Raw genomic sequence first — 17,203 nt, 5'->3', positions numbered from 1 at the left:
TTGTGCATCAGAGAAACTCCTAGCAGAATGCCAATCTCATTTCGTCGGACGATGGATTCCATGTACTTTCATTCGATACCTCAATGTGCTCGGTTTGAGACCGAGTCGCTCAGCGGCGTGGCCTACACCTTTGATCTTCCATTGGCACTCTTCAAGTACACTGAGAATCTCGCTACGGGCAATATCTGGTGGGCAGGCTGCTTGGTTTTCGGATGTCTTCGTTGGCGTTGATTGAACAAAACCCTCCAGCACTAATGTCGAACCCGAGGTGAGGATCACCGCCCGTTCGAGGACGTTTTCCAATTCGCGGATGTTGCCAGGCCAATCGTAGTTGACCAAGCGATTCATGGTGCTTTTGGGGACGCTGGTGATCGTCTTGCCCAGTCGTTTCTGTTTCTTAGAAATCAGGTGCCATACAAGCAACGGAATGTCGTCACGTCGCTGGCGTAGCGGTGGCACTTCGATGGGAAAGACAGCCAAACGATAATACAGGTCTGGCCGAAACTTTTCCCTCTCCATCGCTTGATGCAAATCACGGTTGGTCGCTGCCACCACGCGGACATCGACGCGAACCGTCTTGGACGAACCGATTCGCTCGAACTCACCCTCCTGCAGAACCCGCAACAGCTTGGTTTGCAATTCGGAATTGAGCTCTCCGATCTCATCGAGAAATAATGTGCCGCCATCGGCCAACTCAAATCGGCCAATCTTGTCAGCGACCGCGCCGGTGTAGGCACCTTTGACGTGCCCAAACAGTTCGCTCTCGATCAAACTTATCGGTAATGCAGCGAGATTGACTTTGACCATGGGACGATGCTTACGTGGACTACGATTGTGGATCGCTCGGGCCAGCAACTCTTTGCCGGTTCCTGTTTCACCAAGTAGCAGCACGCTCGCATCAGTGACTGCAACGTGTTCGACCTTTGCGAGTGTGAGCCGAATCGGAACACTTTCACCGACAATTTCGTCGAACCCCAATGAGTTTGCAATTTCTTCCTGAAGATAAAGATTTTCAGCTCGCAGTTGGACCGTGAGGCGATCAACCTCCTCGAGTGCTCGACGCAATTCGGTTTCAGCTTGCTTCCGACAAAGAACACCGGCAATCGCGTCGCCCACCAAGCGAAATTGCTGTATTTGTGTTTCGCTCCATGTTAACTCGCGATGAAGTGTGCTGAGGGCAATGCAGCCGTTGACTCGGCCCTCTTTACCAAACAGCGGTAATTGCAAGTTCGATTTGAATCCCGTTGCCTCCAGTCTTGCTTGGTCATCGGGAAAATCCTCCGGAATATCAGCGAGCGAATTCAGGACGACGGCTCTGCCCGAGATGATCTCCTGCTCGTTCCAGTTGAATGTTCCCATCGGTACGTTCTGGTACTGCGCGATCAGACTCGGTGATCCGGGTGAACACCATTCATGCGTTACACTCCAGGATGAATCGTCAGCCGCAATGTGGGCGAGATAGGCGTACTCAATTCCAATGAAGTGGGCGATTTCCCCCAGACTTTCTCGAATATGTTTGTCGATGTCCGAAGCGGTGCTTGATGCAAATCGTGCAAGGATTTTTGCTACGAGATCGCCAAAGGCACGTTGTCGTTGAAGATCAGTTTTCATGGCTGTCGCGGCGACGAGTACGGAAAACTTAGCTGCCTCACCCAGAAAGCATCGTGGTCCAGCGGCAACAGACCGTCGTCAGCTTGGGCATTGGCGATGGACATCGCGAGTATATACAGAAGGGGCAAAGGACAGGGGCAAGGGGCAAAATTAAGGGGCAGTTTCCTGCTTTTGCCCCTGCAAAGTTACCTCCTGGGGCTGAGATCGCGATTAAAAGCTGGGATATAACCCCATGTAGAGTAAGCGTTTACGTGCAAATCGATTCGCATAGGTCTGGCCCCGGCACATGTGTAGCAATGGGTAGTCAGGAACCGATGATCAGCGGGAGTGCGCTAACACCCTGACAATTCCGAAGGAACGACTGTGACCATCCATGTCAGCGAGACAAAGCACCCACGCGGAACGGTCTTGAAGGTGGACGGTCATTTGAAAGCCGGTGACGTCGCGGAACTGACGAAGGCATGTCGCTTAGCAAACGACTTGAACGTGCTCGACCTGTCGGACTTGCAGTCAGCAGACAAGGCGGGCTTAGAGATTTTGCGTGAACTAGCTTGTCGGGGTGTACAGGTTCGAAATGCATCCCCCTATATCGAATTGCTGATGAAGCCCAATTCCCATTGAAGGTTAACATTAATGAAAATGAAATCGATCACCATCATTCTGTTGCTGGTGTCCGGCGCGGGTCAGTCCTTTGGGCAGGAATCAGCCACATTGGTTGAGGCAGACGCAAGCGTTGTTGCAGAAGCAAAGCCGATCTCACCAGATTTGGATGCCATTCGCGACGCTTCACAATCGTTTGTGGACGCTTTCAATCACCACGACGCAAATGCAGTGGCCGCGTTGTGGACCAAGGACGGTGAATATATTGACGGCGCTGGGCGCGTTCTCGTGGGTCGTGATGAAATCTCAAAGGACTATCATGAGTACTTTGCCGCCAATCCCGAAGCCAAGATCACAATCGTGATCGACTCGCTACGACTATTGAGTAGCGACACGGCAATCGAGGATGGGCGTGCCGCTGTCGAGTCATCGGCGGGCAACACTGGGCTTTTTGCTACCTACACGGTGGTACACGCCAAAGTGAATGGACATTGGATGATGGCTTCTGTTCGGGATGAAACGATCGAGCCTCAGGCCTCGGCTACAAGCGCCGCCGACTTAGAGTGGCTGGTCGGCAAATGGGTTGCCGAGGAACATGGCGTGACGATGGAGTCTGATTGCAGATGGGTCGTCGATGGGCGATTCATCCAACGCACATACACGACAACCCAAGTCGATGGGAGCAAGTCGTCAGGGGTGCAATTGATTGGATGGAATCCAGACGGTGGCCACGTCCAGTCATGGGACTTCAGTCCAGATGGCGGTCATGCGGTCGGTACGTGGATGCCACAGGAGGGCGGATGGTCGGCGCACATGCGCGGCGTCACTGGCGATGGCACACTGACGAATGCGATTAATCAGTTACGAAGACTGGATGACAGTGCGTACGTTTGGCAATCGATTCAGCGAACAGCTGGCGGGATGGTAATTCCAGACACTGACGAAGTTGTCCTCAAGCGAATTCCAGTCGCCCGTTGAGTTTGCGATCTATCTCATCAAATCATTTACAACGTAACCCAATCATGACACGAAAATTATTTTTGACCTCGCTCGGTATCTTTTTGACCTTGTGCGTCCCACTCAATGATGCCTGGGGGCGCGGACGAGGAGGTGGCGGCGGCGGCGGCGGCGGTGGCGGACGAGGTGGTTTTAGCGGCGGCGGCGGTGGTTTTGGCGGCGGCGCTGGTCGCAGTGGCGGTGGCTTCAGTAGTGGTGCCGCTCGCAGTCCGAGCCCGACAGGGGGTAGCATGAGCGGGCGTAGTCCAAACGGTTTCGGCAGTAGTGCCGGGCGAAGTCCCAGCGCCGGCGTTCCCTCTCGAGGCCCCAACGGCCTCGGAGGTAGTGGTCAGGCAGGTGGGAATTTTGGCGGACCGGGGACGGGACGACCAAACCAAGGTATCAATCCCGGCGCTGGCGTTGCCGGCAATCGCCCCGCAGCAGGAACTCGTCCTGCGGCAGGAAGCAGGCCCGCCGATGGAATGGGGGCGATCGGCGGCCAGAATCGCAGTCAGTTCGCAAAACCCAGTAGCGGCCAGCTCAGTAGTTTTCTCGGTTTGCCATCCGATCAAGGATTGCAACACCTCAGCTCTGGCAGTCGCGAGAGCAGCTTGACAAGCCCCGGTCAATTGCCCGCCGGCGAAGGTAAGTTTGATGTGAACTACGGCAAGACGGAAGGTGATCGGGGCGGTCAAGCTGGCGGCGTCACGGTGTCCGGACCACGAGGTAACACGGCGGGACGGGTTGTCGGTGTCGGTGCACAAGGTGGTGTCGCTGCGGTCGACGCAGTCCAAGGTGCGGGAGGCGGAACTGCCGCTCGCGGTGCTGCGGTCGGCCCCGGTGGCCAAGTCGCCGCCGCTCGTGGTGCCGTCGGACCTGCCGGCTTCGGCGGCGGGGGAGCGGTAGTGGCTGGACCTGGCGGAGTCGCAGCAGGCTTCACACGAGTTTCTCCATCGGGACGTTACTCGGCGGCGGCTGCGGTTCGGACCAACTACAACCACTGGGGAGTTTATGGTGGCGGATGGTATACCAATCACCCTGGAGCTTGGTTCGCTGCCGGCTGGGCATCAAGTGCCGCGTGGAATGCCTGCACTTGGAATAACGCTGCGACTTACGTCGGCTACACCGAAGTGCCACCGGTCTACTATGACTATGGAAACAACGTCACTTATGAAAGTAACGTTGTCTACATGAACGGCGATGAAGTCGGGACAGCGCAAGAGTATTACGACCAAGCCGCGACGCTTGCCACAGCGGGCGCGCAAGCAGATGCTCCGGCTGACAGCGATTGGTTACCTCTCGGTGTGTTTGCATTGACCAAGCCTGGCGAAACCGATTCCTCAGTGACCCTTCAACTTGCCATCAACAAAGAAGGCATCATTCGCGGCAACTACACAAATACCAACACGGACAAGACTCAGCTCGTTCAAGGCTCGGTCGACAAGCAGACGCAGCGTGCTGTCTTCACCGTCGGCGATGATGCGACCCATTTGATGGAGACCGGTCTGTACAACTTGACCAAGGATGAATCTCCCTGCTTGCTGCACTTCGGCAGCGAACGAACCGAGCAATGGTTGCTCGTACGATTGCAGGAACCTCAAGAGAGCGGCAATTAGTCAGTCCCATCAACCACTTACGTTACGTCGGTATCGACATGGCCACGCCCGTCGTCGAAGCTATCGGCTGGGAGCGGAAGAACTGCTTCACCGGCACGATCAATAAGGTGATCGTGAAAGTCAAGTACGCATTAACCTACCATCTGTAACAATGAACAACGAAACCACAAGAGTCCCATTCATGAGCCGTCTCGTCCGTCAGTTCGTTTTCGTCGCTGCGGCGATCTTTGCGATTCCCCATATTACTTTTGCGCAGTCCAGCCCAAGCTCATCGCCTCCGCTCGACCGAACGAGGCTTCCCATCGCCGAGCCAACCGTAAAGCAGATCACGGAGTTGGACGTCCGTAACACCAAGCCGCCGGCTCGGTTTCAAGTCACTGCACCACAGGGGGCGCCCAACGTCGTCATCATTCTGATTGACGACCTCGGCTTCGGCGCGACGTCCACCTTCGGCGGACCGATTCCGACGCCGACTCTCGATCGGCTTGCCAAAGGCGGATTGCGATACAACAACTTTCACACCACCGCGCTCTGCTCGCCCACTCGCGTGGCTCTCAAATGTGGTCGCAACCATCACACCGCCAATGCCGGATCGATCATGGAAACAGCGACGGCTTACCCAGGCAACACCGGAAAGATTCCGAACAGTGTTGCCCCGCTTGCGGAGATGCTGCGTTTGAACGGCTACAGCACTGGCGCGTTCGGCAAGTGGCATGAAACCGCAGCGTGGGAGACAAGCGTTTCCGGTCCTTTTGATCGCTGGCCGACGCATCAAGGCTTTGACAAGTTCTATGGCTTCATCGGCGGCGAGACCGATCAGTGGTCGCCGCTGATTTTCGATGGCGTCGTCCGCATCAATCCGCCGCTCAAGGAAGGGTACCACTTCACCGAGGACATGACCGACCAAGCCATCAACTGGATCAAAGCACAGCAATCGCTCACGCCCGACAAACCCTTCTTTACCTATTTCGCGACCGGTGCAACTCACGCTCCACATCACGTGCCTAAGGACTGGATTGAAAAGTTCCACGGCCAGTTCAATGCGGGCTGGGATGAAGTTCGTCAGCAGAGCTACGAACGCCAGAAGCAATCAGGAATCATTCCCGCCAATACTCAGCTTCCGCCGCGTCCAGAGGACATCAAGGCGTGGAATACGCTATCCGATGACGAACACAAACTGTTTGAGCGGCAAGCCGAAACGTTCGCCGGTTTTGTGGGGCACACCGACCACCATGTAGGTCGACTCATCGACGCCATCGAGTCGATCGGCGAGATGGACAACACGCTCATTTTCTACATCGCGGGTGATAACGGTAGCAGTGCCGAAGGTGGCATGGTCGGGATGTTCAACGAGATGACCTACTTCAACGGAGTGCAAGAGAAAGTCGAAGATCTTGTCCCGTTGATTGACAAGTGGGGCAGTCCGGAAACTTTCCCACACATGGCAGCCGGTTGGGCTGTCGCATTCGATTCGCCGTTCACATGGACCAAACAAGTTGCCTCGGATTTCGGCGGCACGCGCAACGGCCTCGTCGTCCATTGGCCCAAGGGAATCGAAAACGGTGGCGGGCTGCGAAAGCAATTCGGCCACGTCATCGACATTGCCCCCACGGTACTGGAAGCCGCGTCATTGCCCGAACCCGAAGTCGTCAATGGCACGCCGCAAACACCGATCGAAGGAACCAGTTTGCTTTACAGCTTCAACGCTCCCGATGCTCCTGAGCGCCACAACACTCAATACTTTGAGATCTTCGGCAATCGGGCGATTTATCGCGATGGTTGGTTTGCGAGGACGATTCACCGAGCTCCGTGGAACACCGGCAAACAAAAGCCGCTCACGGAAGACGATTGGGATCTCTACCACGTTCACGAGGACTTCAGCCTCGCAAACAACCTGGCCGGCAAACACCCAGAAAAGCTCGACGAGATGAAATCGCTGTTCATGACCGAGGCTGCTAAATACAAAGTCTTACCCATTGATGACCGCACCATCGAACGGGTCAACCCTGCGACCGCTGGCCGACCTGACCTGGTGGGATCTCGCACGTCGCTGACATTGTACGAAGGCATGAACGGAATGATGGAGAATACGTTCATCAATGTGAAGAACCGCTCCACGACGATCGCTGCGGAAATTGAAATTCCCGAGGGCGGGGCATCTGGTGCGTTGCTCGTCCAAGGTGGTCGTTACGGTGGCTGGTCGCTACACCTACGCGACGGCAAGCCGGCTTACGAGTACAACTGGTTGGGCCTCGAACGATTCCTTGTCGAAAGCCCCACCGCGTTGCCCGAGGGAAAGTCAACGGTCACGCTTGATTTTGAATATGATGGCGGCGGCATGGGCAAGGGAGGCGTCGCCAAACTCTCCGTGGACGGAAAACTGGTTGCCGAAGGACGCATCGGTAAAACGCAGGGATACATCTTCTCCGCAGATGAAACCGCTGACGTGGGTATCGACAACCAGACCCCCGTCGCACTCGGTATCGGATACGGCCCCGCCGAAACGAAGTTTACCGGGAAGATCCATCAGATCACCGTCGACGTGAAATAGTCGATGTAAAAGCAAAGCGATCGGGCGTTGCACGACAGACGCGATCGTGCTGGTATGGGCGGCTGCCAAGCCAAAGCCGTTCATGCCAGCCTTGGTTGTAAGGTACGCTTTTGTCTTGGCCACCACCGCACTTGAGTGTTAATCCTCGGTGCGATAGCAAGCAGGCTCACTCCTGGCCAACGTCCAAGCGGCAGCAGCCAAAGTCGAGTGTTGAATCGCTCTTCTTTTTCTTCGGGTGAAAGACCTCCGGATTGAGCGAATAGTAGATGTACTTGCCGTCTCTTTGCGTGGTGACGATCAAAGTCTCAGCAAGCATGGCGGGAGAACGGCACGCGATTCTTGGGGACCAGCTTGTCGTCTTCGACCATCAGAAACTCTTACTTTCGAATTCCTGCAGTTCCCACTTTCATCTGTTTGGCATGCGTTCTACGGGTTTGTAGGCGTGGTTCGGCGACGACTGGCCACTTGACGCGAGTCTCGACTAACGCTTGAATGGTGATTCAATTGAATTGCTGTTCAGGGGTAGATCGATGAAGCTTCCGCTCAATGTGCTTGGTCATGATTCCGGTGAGGATTCAAGTTGCGCGAGTATTCTTAAGGTGCTGGCGGATGATACTCGCTTGGCAGTCGTGCAGCGACTGCTTGATGGCCCGTCCACGGTGACGGAGATCAATGAGACGCTAGGCGTGGAATCAACGCTGCTATCCCATCACCTGAAAGCATTGCGTGAGGCGAATCTGGTGACGCGAACCAGGAACGGGCGTTTCGCGGTGTATGCGCTTGCGCCGGAGTTGCTGGCTCGTCGTAAAGGCCGTTCCATTGATCTTGGTTGCTGCAAGATTTCTTTTTCTTGATGCTCTCGCTCGAGCAATACCCGGCTGAGACGAAGCCGAATGAGATCGCTTGTACGCATCCCACCCGAGAACGCACTTTGATACAGACTCGACAGGCCTCCACGCTATGAAATCGCACCTTCTAGCTCTTTCTCTTTTGCTGCCATTCATGGCGTTCGCGGGTTGCACGCCAGTTTCGTCGACGAAAAGAAATCCCATCGAACTCTCGGGACAACTTGTCCTGACGGGTTCGAGCACGGTTGCTCCGCTTGCTACTGAAATAGCAAAACGGTTCGAACAGCAGCACCCGCAAGTCCGTGTCGATGTTCAGACCGGCGGTAGCGGAAAGGGTATCGCGGATGTGCGGCTCGGTGTTGCGGATATCGGCATGGCCAGTCGACCTCTCGCATCCGATGAGACGGATCTCACCGCCCACAGAATCGCCGCCGATGGCGTGGGGCTGATTGTTCATGCGTCCAATTCAGTTGATGAACTGTCGCAGGAGCAAGTCATTGCGATCTACACCGACAAAATCAACAACTGGAAAGAGGTCGGCGGGGATGACAAAGAGATCTCTGTTGTTCACAAAGCGGAAGGACGCGCAACGCTTGAAGTTTTTCTGAAGCATTATGAAATCGACAATCCAAGCGTGAAGGGCGATGTGATTGTTGGTGAGAACGAGCATGCCGTCAAAACCGTCGCCGGGACCAAGGGTGCCATCGGCTATGTTTCCATTGGTACCGCCGAAGCGGATATCGAATCGGGTGTGCCGATCCGCCTATTGCCGCTTAATGGCGTGGCGGCGAATACCGCAAACGTAGCTAGTGGCGTCTTTCCGATGAGCCGGCCGCTAAATTTAGTCACATCCGGTTCGCCCACCGAGTTGGCCAGCAGGTTTATTCAATTCTGCCAATCGGCCGAGGTGCATGATCTGGTCAAGTCCCAGTATTTTGTGCCAGTCACGAGCGAGTCTGACATTGCGAAGTGATCGATCGCTGACGATTGTCACTCGCGCGCTGGCGGCTATTTCAGCTGCGATCGTCCTGCTCATCATTGTTTTTTTGCTGCGAGAGTCGACTCCTGCACTCCGGCAACTGGGATTCTCTCGGTTCTTTACCGATGCGAGTTGGCATCCGCTTTCGGACCAGTTCAATCTGACACCCATGATCGTGGCAACGCTGGTGACCAGCGTGGGCGCAGTTGCGATCGCTGCGCCGCTGGGTATCGCATCGGCGGTGTTCGTGAATTACTACGCGCCGCGCCCTCTTGCAGGCATGCATCGCAGACTCATTGAGCTGTTGGCAGGAATCCCTTCGGTTGTCTTCGGCCTTTGGGGATTGGTCGTGCTAGCGCCGATCATTGCCACTTTCGGTGGAAGCGGACAAAACTTGTTCACGGCCACAGTCGTTCTCGGACTGATGGTTTTGCCAACGGTTGCACTCTTGTCGGACACAGCAATCGCTGCTTTGCCAGAAGAATGGATCCAGGGCGCAGCGGCGTTGGGGATGGGGCGATCTGCCATCGTTGGGTGGATCGTCTTGCCTGGCGCTCGACGAGGGATTTGCAGCGGGATCATTTTAGCACTCACGCGAGCCTTGGGCGAAACGATGGCTGTGCTCATGCTTGCGGGCAACATCGTGGAAATGCCATCGTCTCTGCTTTCGCCAGGCCGAACGCTCAACGCCAATATCGCCTTGGAGTTGGGTTATGCATCTGCGGGTCATCGGTCGGTGCTGTTCGTCAGTGGCTTGATGTTGATGCTCCTTGTCAGCATGATCGTTCTGTTTGTTTCGCGTCGAGAGGGGAACCAAGCGTGAACGACAATCCCGCAGCGTCCCCCAGATCGTTCGGACGTCAGCACGTCAAGCGTGAAGTTTGCGTCACGGTTGCGGTTTGGATCGCTGCTGCATCGGTGATTGGGGTTCTGATCTGGATCCTCGTCGATATCGCCGTTCGTGGGTTCGCGGAAATCAATCTTGAATTCCTGACCAACGACGTCCAGAACGCGGGTCGAGCAGGCGGAATCGGACCGATCATTGTTTCCACCGGGCTGATCCTGTTGGTTTGTCTGGTCGTGTCGCTCCCGCTTTCCTTTGGTACCGCAATTGCGTTGACCGAGCGAGTAGGTCAGGAAACTTGGTTCGCGCGCAATGTGCGTCGTTCGCTGGACGTGTTGGCTGGAGTTCCCTCCATCGTATTTGGGCTCTTTGGAAACGCGTTTTTTGCGATCACGCTGGGAATGGGCTATTCGATACTCTCTGGCGGACTGACGCTGGCATGCATGGTGTTGCCGATTTTGATCCGGACGACGGAACAGGCAATCCGCGCCGTGCCCGCCGAGTATCGCTACGCGGCTGCCGCTCTGGGCATGAAGCGCACCAGTATTCTGTTTCGGGTTGTTCTACCTGTGGCAATGCCGGCGTTGGCGGCCGGCGTCGTTCTGAGTATTGGACGCGCATTAGCCGAAACGGCAGCGCTCATTTTCACTTCGGGCTATGTCGCACGCACCCCCGGATCGCTCTTTGATTCCGGACGTTCGTTGAGCGTTCATATTTACGACCTTGCCATGAACGTGCCTGGAGGTGGTTCGAGAGCCTACGCGACGGCGTGTGTGCTTGTCGTCATGTTGCTTTTGATCAATGCGGTTACGGCGTTGTTGCTTCGATTTGCCGGATTGCAGAATCGGGGCGTCGCAGGAGGTTCGCTTTGATCACCACTGAAAACCTTTCCGTCTCGTATAACGGCAAGATGGTGCTTCGTAACGTGACAATCACAGCAAGGCCGGGTTCGATCCTGGGGCTGGTAGGGCCATCGGGATGCGGCAAGAGCAGTTTCCTCGCTGCACTCAATCGCTTGACCGAGATCATCTCAGGCGCCAGCGTGAGCGGTCGGATTCAGTTTGATGGGCAAGACATTGGAACAGTCTTTCCATCGTCTGTCGAACTACGTCGTCATATCGGCATGATTTTTCAGAAGCCGAATCCCTTTGCAATGTCCATTCGCCGCAACCTGGAACTGCCGCTTCGTGAGCATGGGATTCGCGATCGAGGGCAATTGAAGCAGATTTGTGAATCCGTACTTCGGGACGTCGGTTTATGGGACGAGGTGAGCACTCGGCTGGATCAGTCGGCACTAGAGCTATCCGGTGGCCAGCAGCAGCGGCTTTGCATTGCCCGCGCTATCGCACTCAAACCGCAAGTCCTGCTGATGGACGAGCCGTGTAGTTCGCTCGACCCCTTGTCGGCTGAGCGTGTTGAGCAATTGATCAGCTCGATGCGAGGACAGTACACCATTCTGATCGTCACCCACAACCTGGCTCAAGCGCGCCGGCTGTCCGACCAGGTCGCAGTCTTCTGGACTCAGGATGGCGTCGGTCGAATCGTGGAGCAAGGCGAAACGGAGGCGGTCTTTAAGGAATCAACGAACCCGATCGTCGCATCGTACCTATCCGGACGCAGGGGGTGACCTGGGGGTTTCCGGTCCGTTTTTGTGCCGCTGAGGAAACGCTACAATCACTCTCGGGCAATCGAGTGGGACAGCAGCAACACCCTGTCATGTCGTTTTTGCAGAGTCAATCAACCATGAAATTTCAACAACAGCAGCGTATCATCGACGGCAATTTGACCCGCCGGCGCTTCATGAGTTTCGCGTCCGGGCTCTCGGTCTATGCGATTTCAGTTTCGGGAGCGAGCGCCGGCGAATCGTATACCCCCACAAACGACCCGTTCACTTTAGGTGTCGCGTCGGGTGATCCTGACGATCAGAGCGTGGTGCTATGGACTCGGTTGGCAACGGCACCGCTACAGCCCGGCGGTGGCATGCCCCCTCGGTTCATTGATGTGCAATGGCAAGTCGCCGACGATGAATCATTTTCCAAAATCGTCGCCAGCGGTACTCACACGGCGACTCCGCAACTGGCGCACTCGGTACATGTCGAAGTGGACGGTTTGCAACCTGATCGTTGGTACTTCTATCGCTTTCTTGTCGCTGACGCGATTAGTCCGGTTGGACGCACGCGGACGATGCCCGCAGCGGATGTGGTGTCTGACAAAGTTCGTTTTGCCGTGACTTCTTGCCAGAACTACGAACAGGGGTTGTTCACGGCATACGCACAGATGGTCGAAGACAACGTCGATCTCGTGTTCCATCTGGGCGACTACATTTACGAATACGAGGCCGGCCGCAACGGGAAAGTGCGGACGCATCAGGGAAGTGAGATTCAGTCGCTGGATGACTATCGGATTCGTCACGCACAGTATCGACTTGATCCGCTGCTCAGCCGCATGCACGCGGTCGCTCCATGGATCGTGACGTGGGACGACCATGAATTCGACAATAACTGCGCCGGCGAAATTTCGGAAGAAGCAGAAGTCGATCCGGTCGCCTTCTTGGCAAGGCGGGCCAACGCCTACCAAGCCTATTACGAGATGATGCCCATTCGAGCGTCTTGCATGCCGCGCGGCCATGACATGCGTTTGTACCGAGAGTCAAAGTTTGGTCGTTTGGTGGATTTTCAAGTCCTGGACACCCGTCAATATCGCAGCGATCAGCCCAATCTCGACCGGCGGTCTCCGCTGAATGAAGAGGCGATGGCCCAAACGCAAACCATGCTCGGACGTGAGCAACGGGGTTGGTTGTATCGAAATCTCCTGCGTTCCAACGCGCATTGGAATGTTCTGGCACAGCAGGTCATGATGGGGTTGGTCAATCGTGTGGCTGATGTAGAGCATCCTGAATACTCGATGGATCAATGGCCCGGTTACGCTTTCGAACGCATGGAACTGATGCGATTCATGAGAGACCGCAAGATCAGTAATCCGGTGGTGCTAACCGGCGACATCCACAGCAACTGGGCCAATGAACTTCGTGTCGATGACCTCAAGCCGGACGAACAGCCCGTGGCGACCGAGTTCGTGGCGACTTCGCTCAGCAGCGGCGGCAACGGCGTCGATCAACCCAAGAACATCGATCAGTTACTCAGCGCTAATCCCTGTGTCAAGTTTCACAACTTGCAACGTGGATACATCCTCTGCGACGTGACACCGAACCAGTGGCGCGCCGACTATCGTGTCGTCGACCAAGTCACCCAGCCTGGCGGAAAAATCACCTCACGAGCCGCCTTCGTGGTAGAATCGGGGCAACCGCTGATCAACGAGGCCTAACGTAAGTTCAGCGTACAACTGCCAGCAATAAAGAATCACCATGCAAGCGAATGAGCTCAAATCGACAATTCATCTTTGCGGCCCAATCATCCGCTGGCTTGTCGTGGTGTTGATTGTTCTGGTTGGATTATGTGACTCTCAAGTGACGGCTCAGGACAGCGACAACTTGCCTCGCCGATTGGAGGCGTCACATCTCCCCAATCCGGTGCAAGTGCACGCCACTGTCATTTCAGGTGGACTTCCCGAAGGCGATGCCGCGTTCAAGGAGTTGGCCGAGTTGGGCATCAAGACGATCATCAGTGTCGATGGAATGAAACCCGATCTGGAGGCGGCGAAAAAGTACGGTCTTCGTTATGTCCATCTACCACACGGCTACGACGGTGTGCCGGAATCGCGTGTCTGGGAACTTGCCAAAGCAGTTCAAACTTTGGATGGCCCCGTCTACATCCACTGTCATCACGGCAAGCATCGAAGTCCGGCGGCGGCCAGCGTTGCCTGCGTCGCGGCGGGACTCGTCAAGCCAGAAAAAGCAATCGAGATCCTTGAACTCGCTGGCACGAACAAGAATTACGTCGGTCTGTACCAGTCGGCTCGCCAGTCGCGTCCGCTCCCAACAGCAGAGCTCAGCAGTTTCTCGCCCGAACTCCCCGAAGTCGCTGAGGTGCCCCCGATGGCAGAGGCGATGGTGGGGCTGGGGCACACTTACGAGCACATCCAGTTGATCGCGGGATCGAACTGGCAGACCCCCAAAAAGCATCCTGACCTCGATCCTGTCCACGAGGCGTTGTTGTTGCGCGAGCACTACACCGAACTCTTGCGGACGCCAGAAGTGAACGCAGAGCCCGAAGAATTCAAGCGGATGCTGCGTGAGTCAGAGTCCGCGGCCCGGAAATTAGAGACGCTGCTTTCCCAGTGGCAAGCAAGTCGCAACGGCCAAACGCTGCCCGCTGAGGTACCCGCCGAGATTCCCGCTCAAGCCAAAATCATCGCCGACAACTGCAAAGCTTGCCACGTGCATTTTCGCGACGTGCCGCTCAACAAACGATAAGACGACAACTCGATCAAAAACTTCACTGCAATCGATTCCCTGCATCAATTCAGAGCGGCCTTATTCTCTTTTCGGGTTTGTAGCTTAGCCGCCAGCAATCGTTCGACGCGAGAGGCTCAACACAAGTCGCCGCATGCCGACGTCGCCCAGAAAGACAATGCAACTGAGCAGAACCAGTCGAACTAAGAATGACTGCGTGAATGTTCCGTCTACGCCTAGAACTCGGCCTGAAACTGACTTCGGAACAGGACTCCGTCGTCGCCGACAAGAATATCACTGGTGGTATTCTGCAGCGGGCTTCCATCCAAATAGGTTGCGTCAAAGGAACACTTGATCGTCGATTTGGCCAGAGGGTACCAATTGAAACCGGAAGCAATCTCGCTTGCTGTGCCAAAATCACCGGCAACTTGCGAGTACCGCAAATTCAAATCGAGCGTTTTGGGAATGATGAATCGTCCGCCTTCAGCATAGAAGCCATGTTGAAAAAGATTGGTTTGTGGCAACACGCCGTCTGCCGTGATATCGTCAATCCAACGTAAGAAGACTTCGGATGTCGCACTCCAGCCGCGATACTTCCAGGACATATCGACACCGTAGAACCACAAGTCGAAATCGGACACGGTTGTTCCAGCGGCGAGCGCCCCCGTCTGAGTCAGTCGAGTTCCGTCGGAAAGTCTCAGAAAATCGGCTTCATCGAGAGGGATCCCCGATTCGTTCCCAGCTTGTGGCGAATACACCAGCGAGTGTCCCAGTCGCCACAAGGGCGAAGTGGTGCCATCGAAGTCGACGATTTGACCGCCGAAGTCGCCGTTGGGGTCAACGTAGCTGGTCGCCGCGAAGGTGAACCGGGTGTCGGTCACGGAGTTCGGCAAATTCGCCGTGCGATAACCATTGCCAACCATCAGCTCGTAGTGGCCATGCTTTGCAAATTGCCCGATGCCCCAGATGCCGACCGTCCGATCGGGGCGGAAGAAATCATTGGCCATCGGACGATCGATGAAGCGGGTGAGCCGCGCGCCCAACAACCATTGGCGACTAGCTGAAACCTTTCGTTTGCCCATTTGAATCTGGAACTGATCGGTCAGTTGCCATGCCCACCAGTAGTCGAAAAAGTCAACCGTGTCCCCGCCATCCGTGTCGCCATCGAGCTGCACAAAGTAGCTGAGACGCGGATCAATGGCATGGCCACTCAGCGTCAAACGTGCACGTTCGATATCAAACGCATTGCGGTTCCGGATCGGCCTCGTCACGCCCGCGTTGTCGGTCCATGATTCCGACTGTCGTGAGAATTCGTGGTGTCGGAACTGAATCCAGCCGTTCGCCCGCAAGTCGAAAGGATGCTCTTGTCGATCAAACGGTTCAATCCGCCAGCCGCGGTTGTAATCGACAAAGTAGTTGAGTTTGCGTGACTTCTCGCCCAAGGCTGCCACGTCACAGCTTGCTTCCACCGGTAGCTCGGCCACCAAGGCGACTCGTTCTCTCATCCCCGGTGTGCACGAGTCGTCCGATACATCCGAGATCAGTCCAAACGCCAGCTCGGATTCATCCAAACGCTCGCGAAGGTCAGACAGCAAATGCGATTGCTCTTCAAGCTGCTGTTGTAGCTGCTTGATGGTTGCGATCGATGTGTCGGACTCAACTGTTTCGAAGTTTGGATTAACTGCGGACGGATCATCAGCCGACTGAGCCGCGGCAATCGGTGCCGTCATGAATAGCGACAATCTCAGTGTGAGCAGCAGCCCAAACGTCCTGAGCGACGCGGCTCGAGGACGCGAATACATCATGGTGAATCCGTTCACGTTGTTTTTTCGGGGTGAGTTCTTCGTCGGAGCTACCCGCTAAAAACTTCTCGACCAGCTCGCCACGAGCGACCAGTCGGTTTCAAGTTGAATTCCATCCAAGTCTTGATGCAGCATCGGGATGAACTCAACGTTCAGCAGGTGTCCGCTTACCAGTGCCGCAGCTCCCAGTCCGAGGTTGAGTGTGTAGCCGCCGCGGAAACTCTCGACGTTCGTGCTGATGACGGCATCCGGCGTCATGGGATCAGCACCGTCATAGTTCGTGCGCCACAGGTTCTCGATACGAATGCTGGTCGACAGATTTCGGCCGACCAGATGGCTGTACCAAGAATTCAGACGGAACTCATCACCAACGGAATAGTCTCGGTAGTTTCGGCCGATTGGCAGATCAGTTTGAAGTTGCGATCCGAACGATCCAAACTCAAAATACCGTTTCCAGGTCACTCCGGGGCGAGCGTTGAACGTTCCTGAACCCAGACGCATCGGGTACGGCAAAGGTTGCTCGACCGCGCCGCCTGTCGGAATCGAAGTGGTTCGAAAAATGTCTCCTGTCGGAACCGAGCCACCCAGATTGAAGAGTAGATCGTCGTCTTCGTCGCTATACAGACGAAGTAGTGCGCCGATGGTTGTATCGCCAAATCCACTGTTGTGAGTGGTAAATGAAGTGCCGGGACCTGCCGGATTCATCGGTCCACGAATGTGGTCCATCGTGATCGAGGGCAGCATGAGCATCGCATAAAAAGTCACATCCTCAGTCATTCCCCGCATCAGATGAACCATGTGCATTTCGTGGGTCATGTTGGTCGGCGACGCACCTCGGTTGGTAACGGGGTTGCTGGTCGCCCCAAAGGCAACGGCGTCGGTGTCGTTAAGGCGTTGAGTCCCGGCCCGATTGCCATCCATGTACATATTCATGTACCGATACTCGACCATCCACTCTCCGGGATCATGAAGGTGATCACCTATCAACGCGGCAGGTGCGTGCTT

At 55.7% G+C, this 17,203-nt stretch carries 15 protein-coding genes; 11 read left to right on the top strand and 4 right to left on the bottom strand.

Features of this window, described 5'->3' with window-relative positions; all coding sequences use genetic code 11:
* Positions 1-36: 36 nt before the first annotated feature.
* Positions 37-1,611 carry a sigma-54-dependent Fis family transcriptional regulator gene (locus tag Pla52nx_RS31045; protein WP_146519366.1) on the bottom strand — a complete coding sequence of 525 codons (1,575 nt, stop codon included), beginning with the start codon at positions 1,609-1,611 and terminating at the stop codon, positions 37-39.
* A gap of 363 nt (positions 1,612-1,974) precedes the next feature.
* Between Pla52nx_RS31045 and Pla52nx_RS31040 the strand changes: the two genes are divergently transcribed.
* The 4 genes from Pla52nx_RS31040 (at position 1,975) to Pla52nx_RS31025 (ending at position 7,374) form a co-directional block, all read left to right on the top strand.
* On the top strand, positions 1,975-2,232 hold the full coding sequence (locus Pla52nx_RS31040) for a hypothetical protein (RefSeq protein WP_146519367.1): 258 nt from the start codon (positions 1,975-1,977) through the stop codon (positions 2,230-2,232).
* Positions 2,233-2,250: 18 nt separating this feature from the next.
* Entirely contained in the window at positions 2,251-3,189 is a 939-nt protein-coding gene (locus tag Pla52nx_RS31035; protein WP_197454448.1) for an SgcJ/EcaC family oxidoreductase, read from the top strand.
* A gap of 44 nt (positions 3,190-3,233) precedes the next feature.
* Positions 3,234-4,823 carry a protocadherin gene (locus tag Pla52nx_RS31030; protein WP_197454449.1) on the top strand — a complete coding sequence of 530 codons (1,590 nt, stop codon included), beginning with the start codon at positions 3,234-3,236 and terminating at the stop codon, positions 4,821-4,823.
* A gap of 181 nt (positions 4,824-5,004) precedes the next feature.
* Positions 5,005-7,374 carry an arylsulfatase gene (locus Pla52nx_RS31025; RefSeq protein WP_146519370.1) on the top strand — a complete coding sequence of 790 codons (2,370 nt, stop codon included), beginning with the start codon at positions 5,005-5,007 and terminating at the stop codon, positions 7,372-7,374.
* A 166-nt stretch (positions 7,375-7,540) separates the two neighbouring features.
* On the opposite strand, the gene Pla52nx_RS31020 is transcribed toward Pla52nx_RS31025, so the two are convergent.
* On the bottom strand, positions 7,541-7,690 hold the full coding sequence (locus tag Pla52nx_RS31020; RefSeq protein WP_197454450.1) for a hypothetical protein: 150 nt from the start codon (positions 7,688-7,690) through the stop codon (positions 7,541-7,543).
* A 172-nt stretch (positions 7,691-7,862) separates the two neighbouring features.
* Here Pla52nx_RS31020 and Pla52nx_RS31015 point away from each other — a divergent pair, with 172 nt between their 5' ends.
* The 7 genes from Pla52nx_RS31015 to Pla52nx_RS30985 all read left to right on the top strand — a co-directional run bounded on the left by Pla52nx_RS31015 (position 7,863) and on the right by Pla52nx_RS30985 (position 14,417).
* Entirely contained in the window at positions 7,863-8,228 is a 366-nt protein-coding gene (locus Pla52nx_RS31015) for a metalloregulator ArsR/SmtB family transcription factor (RefSeq protein ID WP_342190299.1), read from the top strand.
* 106 nt (positions 8,229-8,334) lie between these two features.
* Positions 8,335-9,195 (top strand): phosphate ABC transporter substrate-binding protein, encoded by an 861-nt coding sequence (locus tag Pla52nx_RS31010; RefSeq protein ID WP_146519372.1) that lies wholly within the window; start codon positions 8,335-8,337, stop codon positions 9,193-9,195.
* Positions 9,185-10,024: a phosphate ABC transporter permease subunit PstC gene (gene pstC / locus Pla52nx_RS31005; protein ID WP_197454451.1), complete on the top strand. Its 840-nt coding sequence runs from the start codon at positions 9,185-9,187 to the stop codon at positions 10,022-10,024. The genes Pla52nx_RS31010 and pstC overlap by 11 nt, the downstream gene beginning before the upstream one ends.
* Positions 10,021-10,917 carry a phosphate ABC transporter permease PstA gene (pstA, locus tag Pla52nx_RS31000; RefSeq protein ID WP_146519374.1) on the top strand — a complete coding sequence of 299 codons (897 nt, stop codon included), beginning with the start codon at positions 10,021-10,023 and terminating at the stop codon, positions 10,915-10,917. The genes pstC and pstA overlap by 4 nt, the downstream gene beginning before the upstream one ends.
* Complete coding sequence (locus Pla52nx_RS30995; RefSeq protein ID WP_146519375.1) at positions 10,914-11,672, top strand: phosphate ABC transporter ATP-binding protein; 759 nt, start codon at positions 10,914-10,916, stop codon at positions 11,670-11,672. Before pstA ends, Pla52nx_RS30995 begins: the two co-directional genes overlap by 4 nt.
* 116 nt (positions 11,673-11,788) lie before the next feature.
* Entirely contained in the window at positions 11,789-13,369 is a 1,581-nt protein-coding gene (locus tag Pla52nx_RS30990) for an alkaline phosphatase D family protein (RefSeq protein ID WP_146519376.1), read from the top strand.
* 40 nt (positions 13,370-13,409) lie between these two features.
* Positions 13,410-14,417: a hypothetical protein gene (locus Pla52nx_RS30985; protein ID WP_146519377.1), complete on the top strand. Its 1,008-nt coding sequence runs from the start codon at positions 13,410-13,412 to the stop codon at positions 14,415-14,417.
* 215 nt (positions 14,418-14,632) lie between these two features.
* Here the strand turns inward: Pla52nx_RS30985 and Pla52nx_RS30980 are convergent, their stop codons facing one another.
* A complete protein-coding gene (locus Pla52nx_RS30980) occupies positions 14,633-16,216 on the bottom strand; it encodes a porin (protein ID WP_231741868.1) in 1,584 nt (527 codons plus the stop codon).
* 39 nt (positions 16,217-16,255) lie between these two features.
* Positions 16,256-17,131 carry a transporter gene (locus tag Pla52nx_RS30975; protein WP_231741869.1) on the bottom strand — a complete coding sequence of 292 codons (876 nt, stop codon included), beginning with the start codon at positions 17,129-17,131 and terminating at the stop codon, positions 16,256-16,258.
* Positions 17,132-17,203 lie beyond the last annotated feature (72 nt).

Source organism: Stieleria varia (genome assembly GCF_038443385.1).
Classification (GTDB): domain Bacteria; phylum Planctomycetota; class Planctomycetia; order Pirellulales; family Pirellulaceae; genus Stieleria; species Stieleria varia.
The sequence above is the reverse complement of the archived record's forward strand: the minus strand, read 5'-3'. Positions and strand labels throughout refer to the sequence as shown.

Excerpts from the sequence above, each read along its gene's own strand:
- Pla52nx_RS31025 (WP_146519370.1), top strand. The coding sequence starts at position 5,005 with ATGAGCCGTCTCGTCCGTCAGTTCGTTTTCGTCGCTGCGGCGATCTTT.
- Pla52nx_RS31045 (WP_146519366.1), bottom strand. The coding sequence starts at position 1,611 with ATGAAAACTGATCTTCAACGACAACGTGCCTTTGGCGATCTCGTAGCA.
- Pla52nx_RS31030 (WP_197454449.1), top strand. The coding sequence starts at position 3,234 with ATGACACGAAAATTATTTTTGACCTCGCTCGGTATCTTTTTGACCTTG.
- Pla52nx_RS31020 (WP_197454450.1), bottom strand. The coding sequence starts at position 7,690 with ATGCTTGCTGAGACTTTGATCGTCACCACGCAAAGAGACGGCAAGTAC.
- Pla52nx_RS30975 (WP_231741869.1), bottom strand. The coding sequence starts at position 17,131 with ATGAATATGTACATGGATGGCAATCGGGCCGGGACTCAACGCCTTAAC.
- Pla52nx_RS30985 (WP_146519377.1), top strand. The coding sequence starts at position 13,410 with ATGCAAGCGAATGAGCTCAAATCGACAATTCATCTTTGCGGCCCAATC.
- Pla52nx_RS31035 (WP_197454448.1), top strand. The coding sequence starts at position 2,251 with ATGAAATCGATCACCATCATTCTGTTGCTGGTGTCCGGCGCGGGTCAG.
- Pla52nx_RS30990 (WP_146519376.1), top strand. The coding sequence starts at position 11,789 with ATGAAATTTCAACAACAGCAGCGTATCATCGACGGCAATTTGACCCGC.
- Pla52nx_RS31010 (WP_146519372.1), top strand. The coding sequence starts at position 8,335 with ATGAAATCGCACCTTCTAGCTCTTTCTCTTTTGCTGCCATTCATGGCG.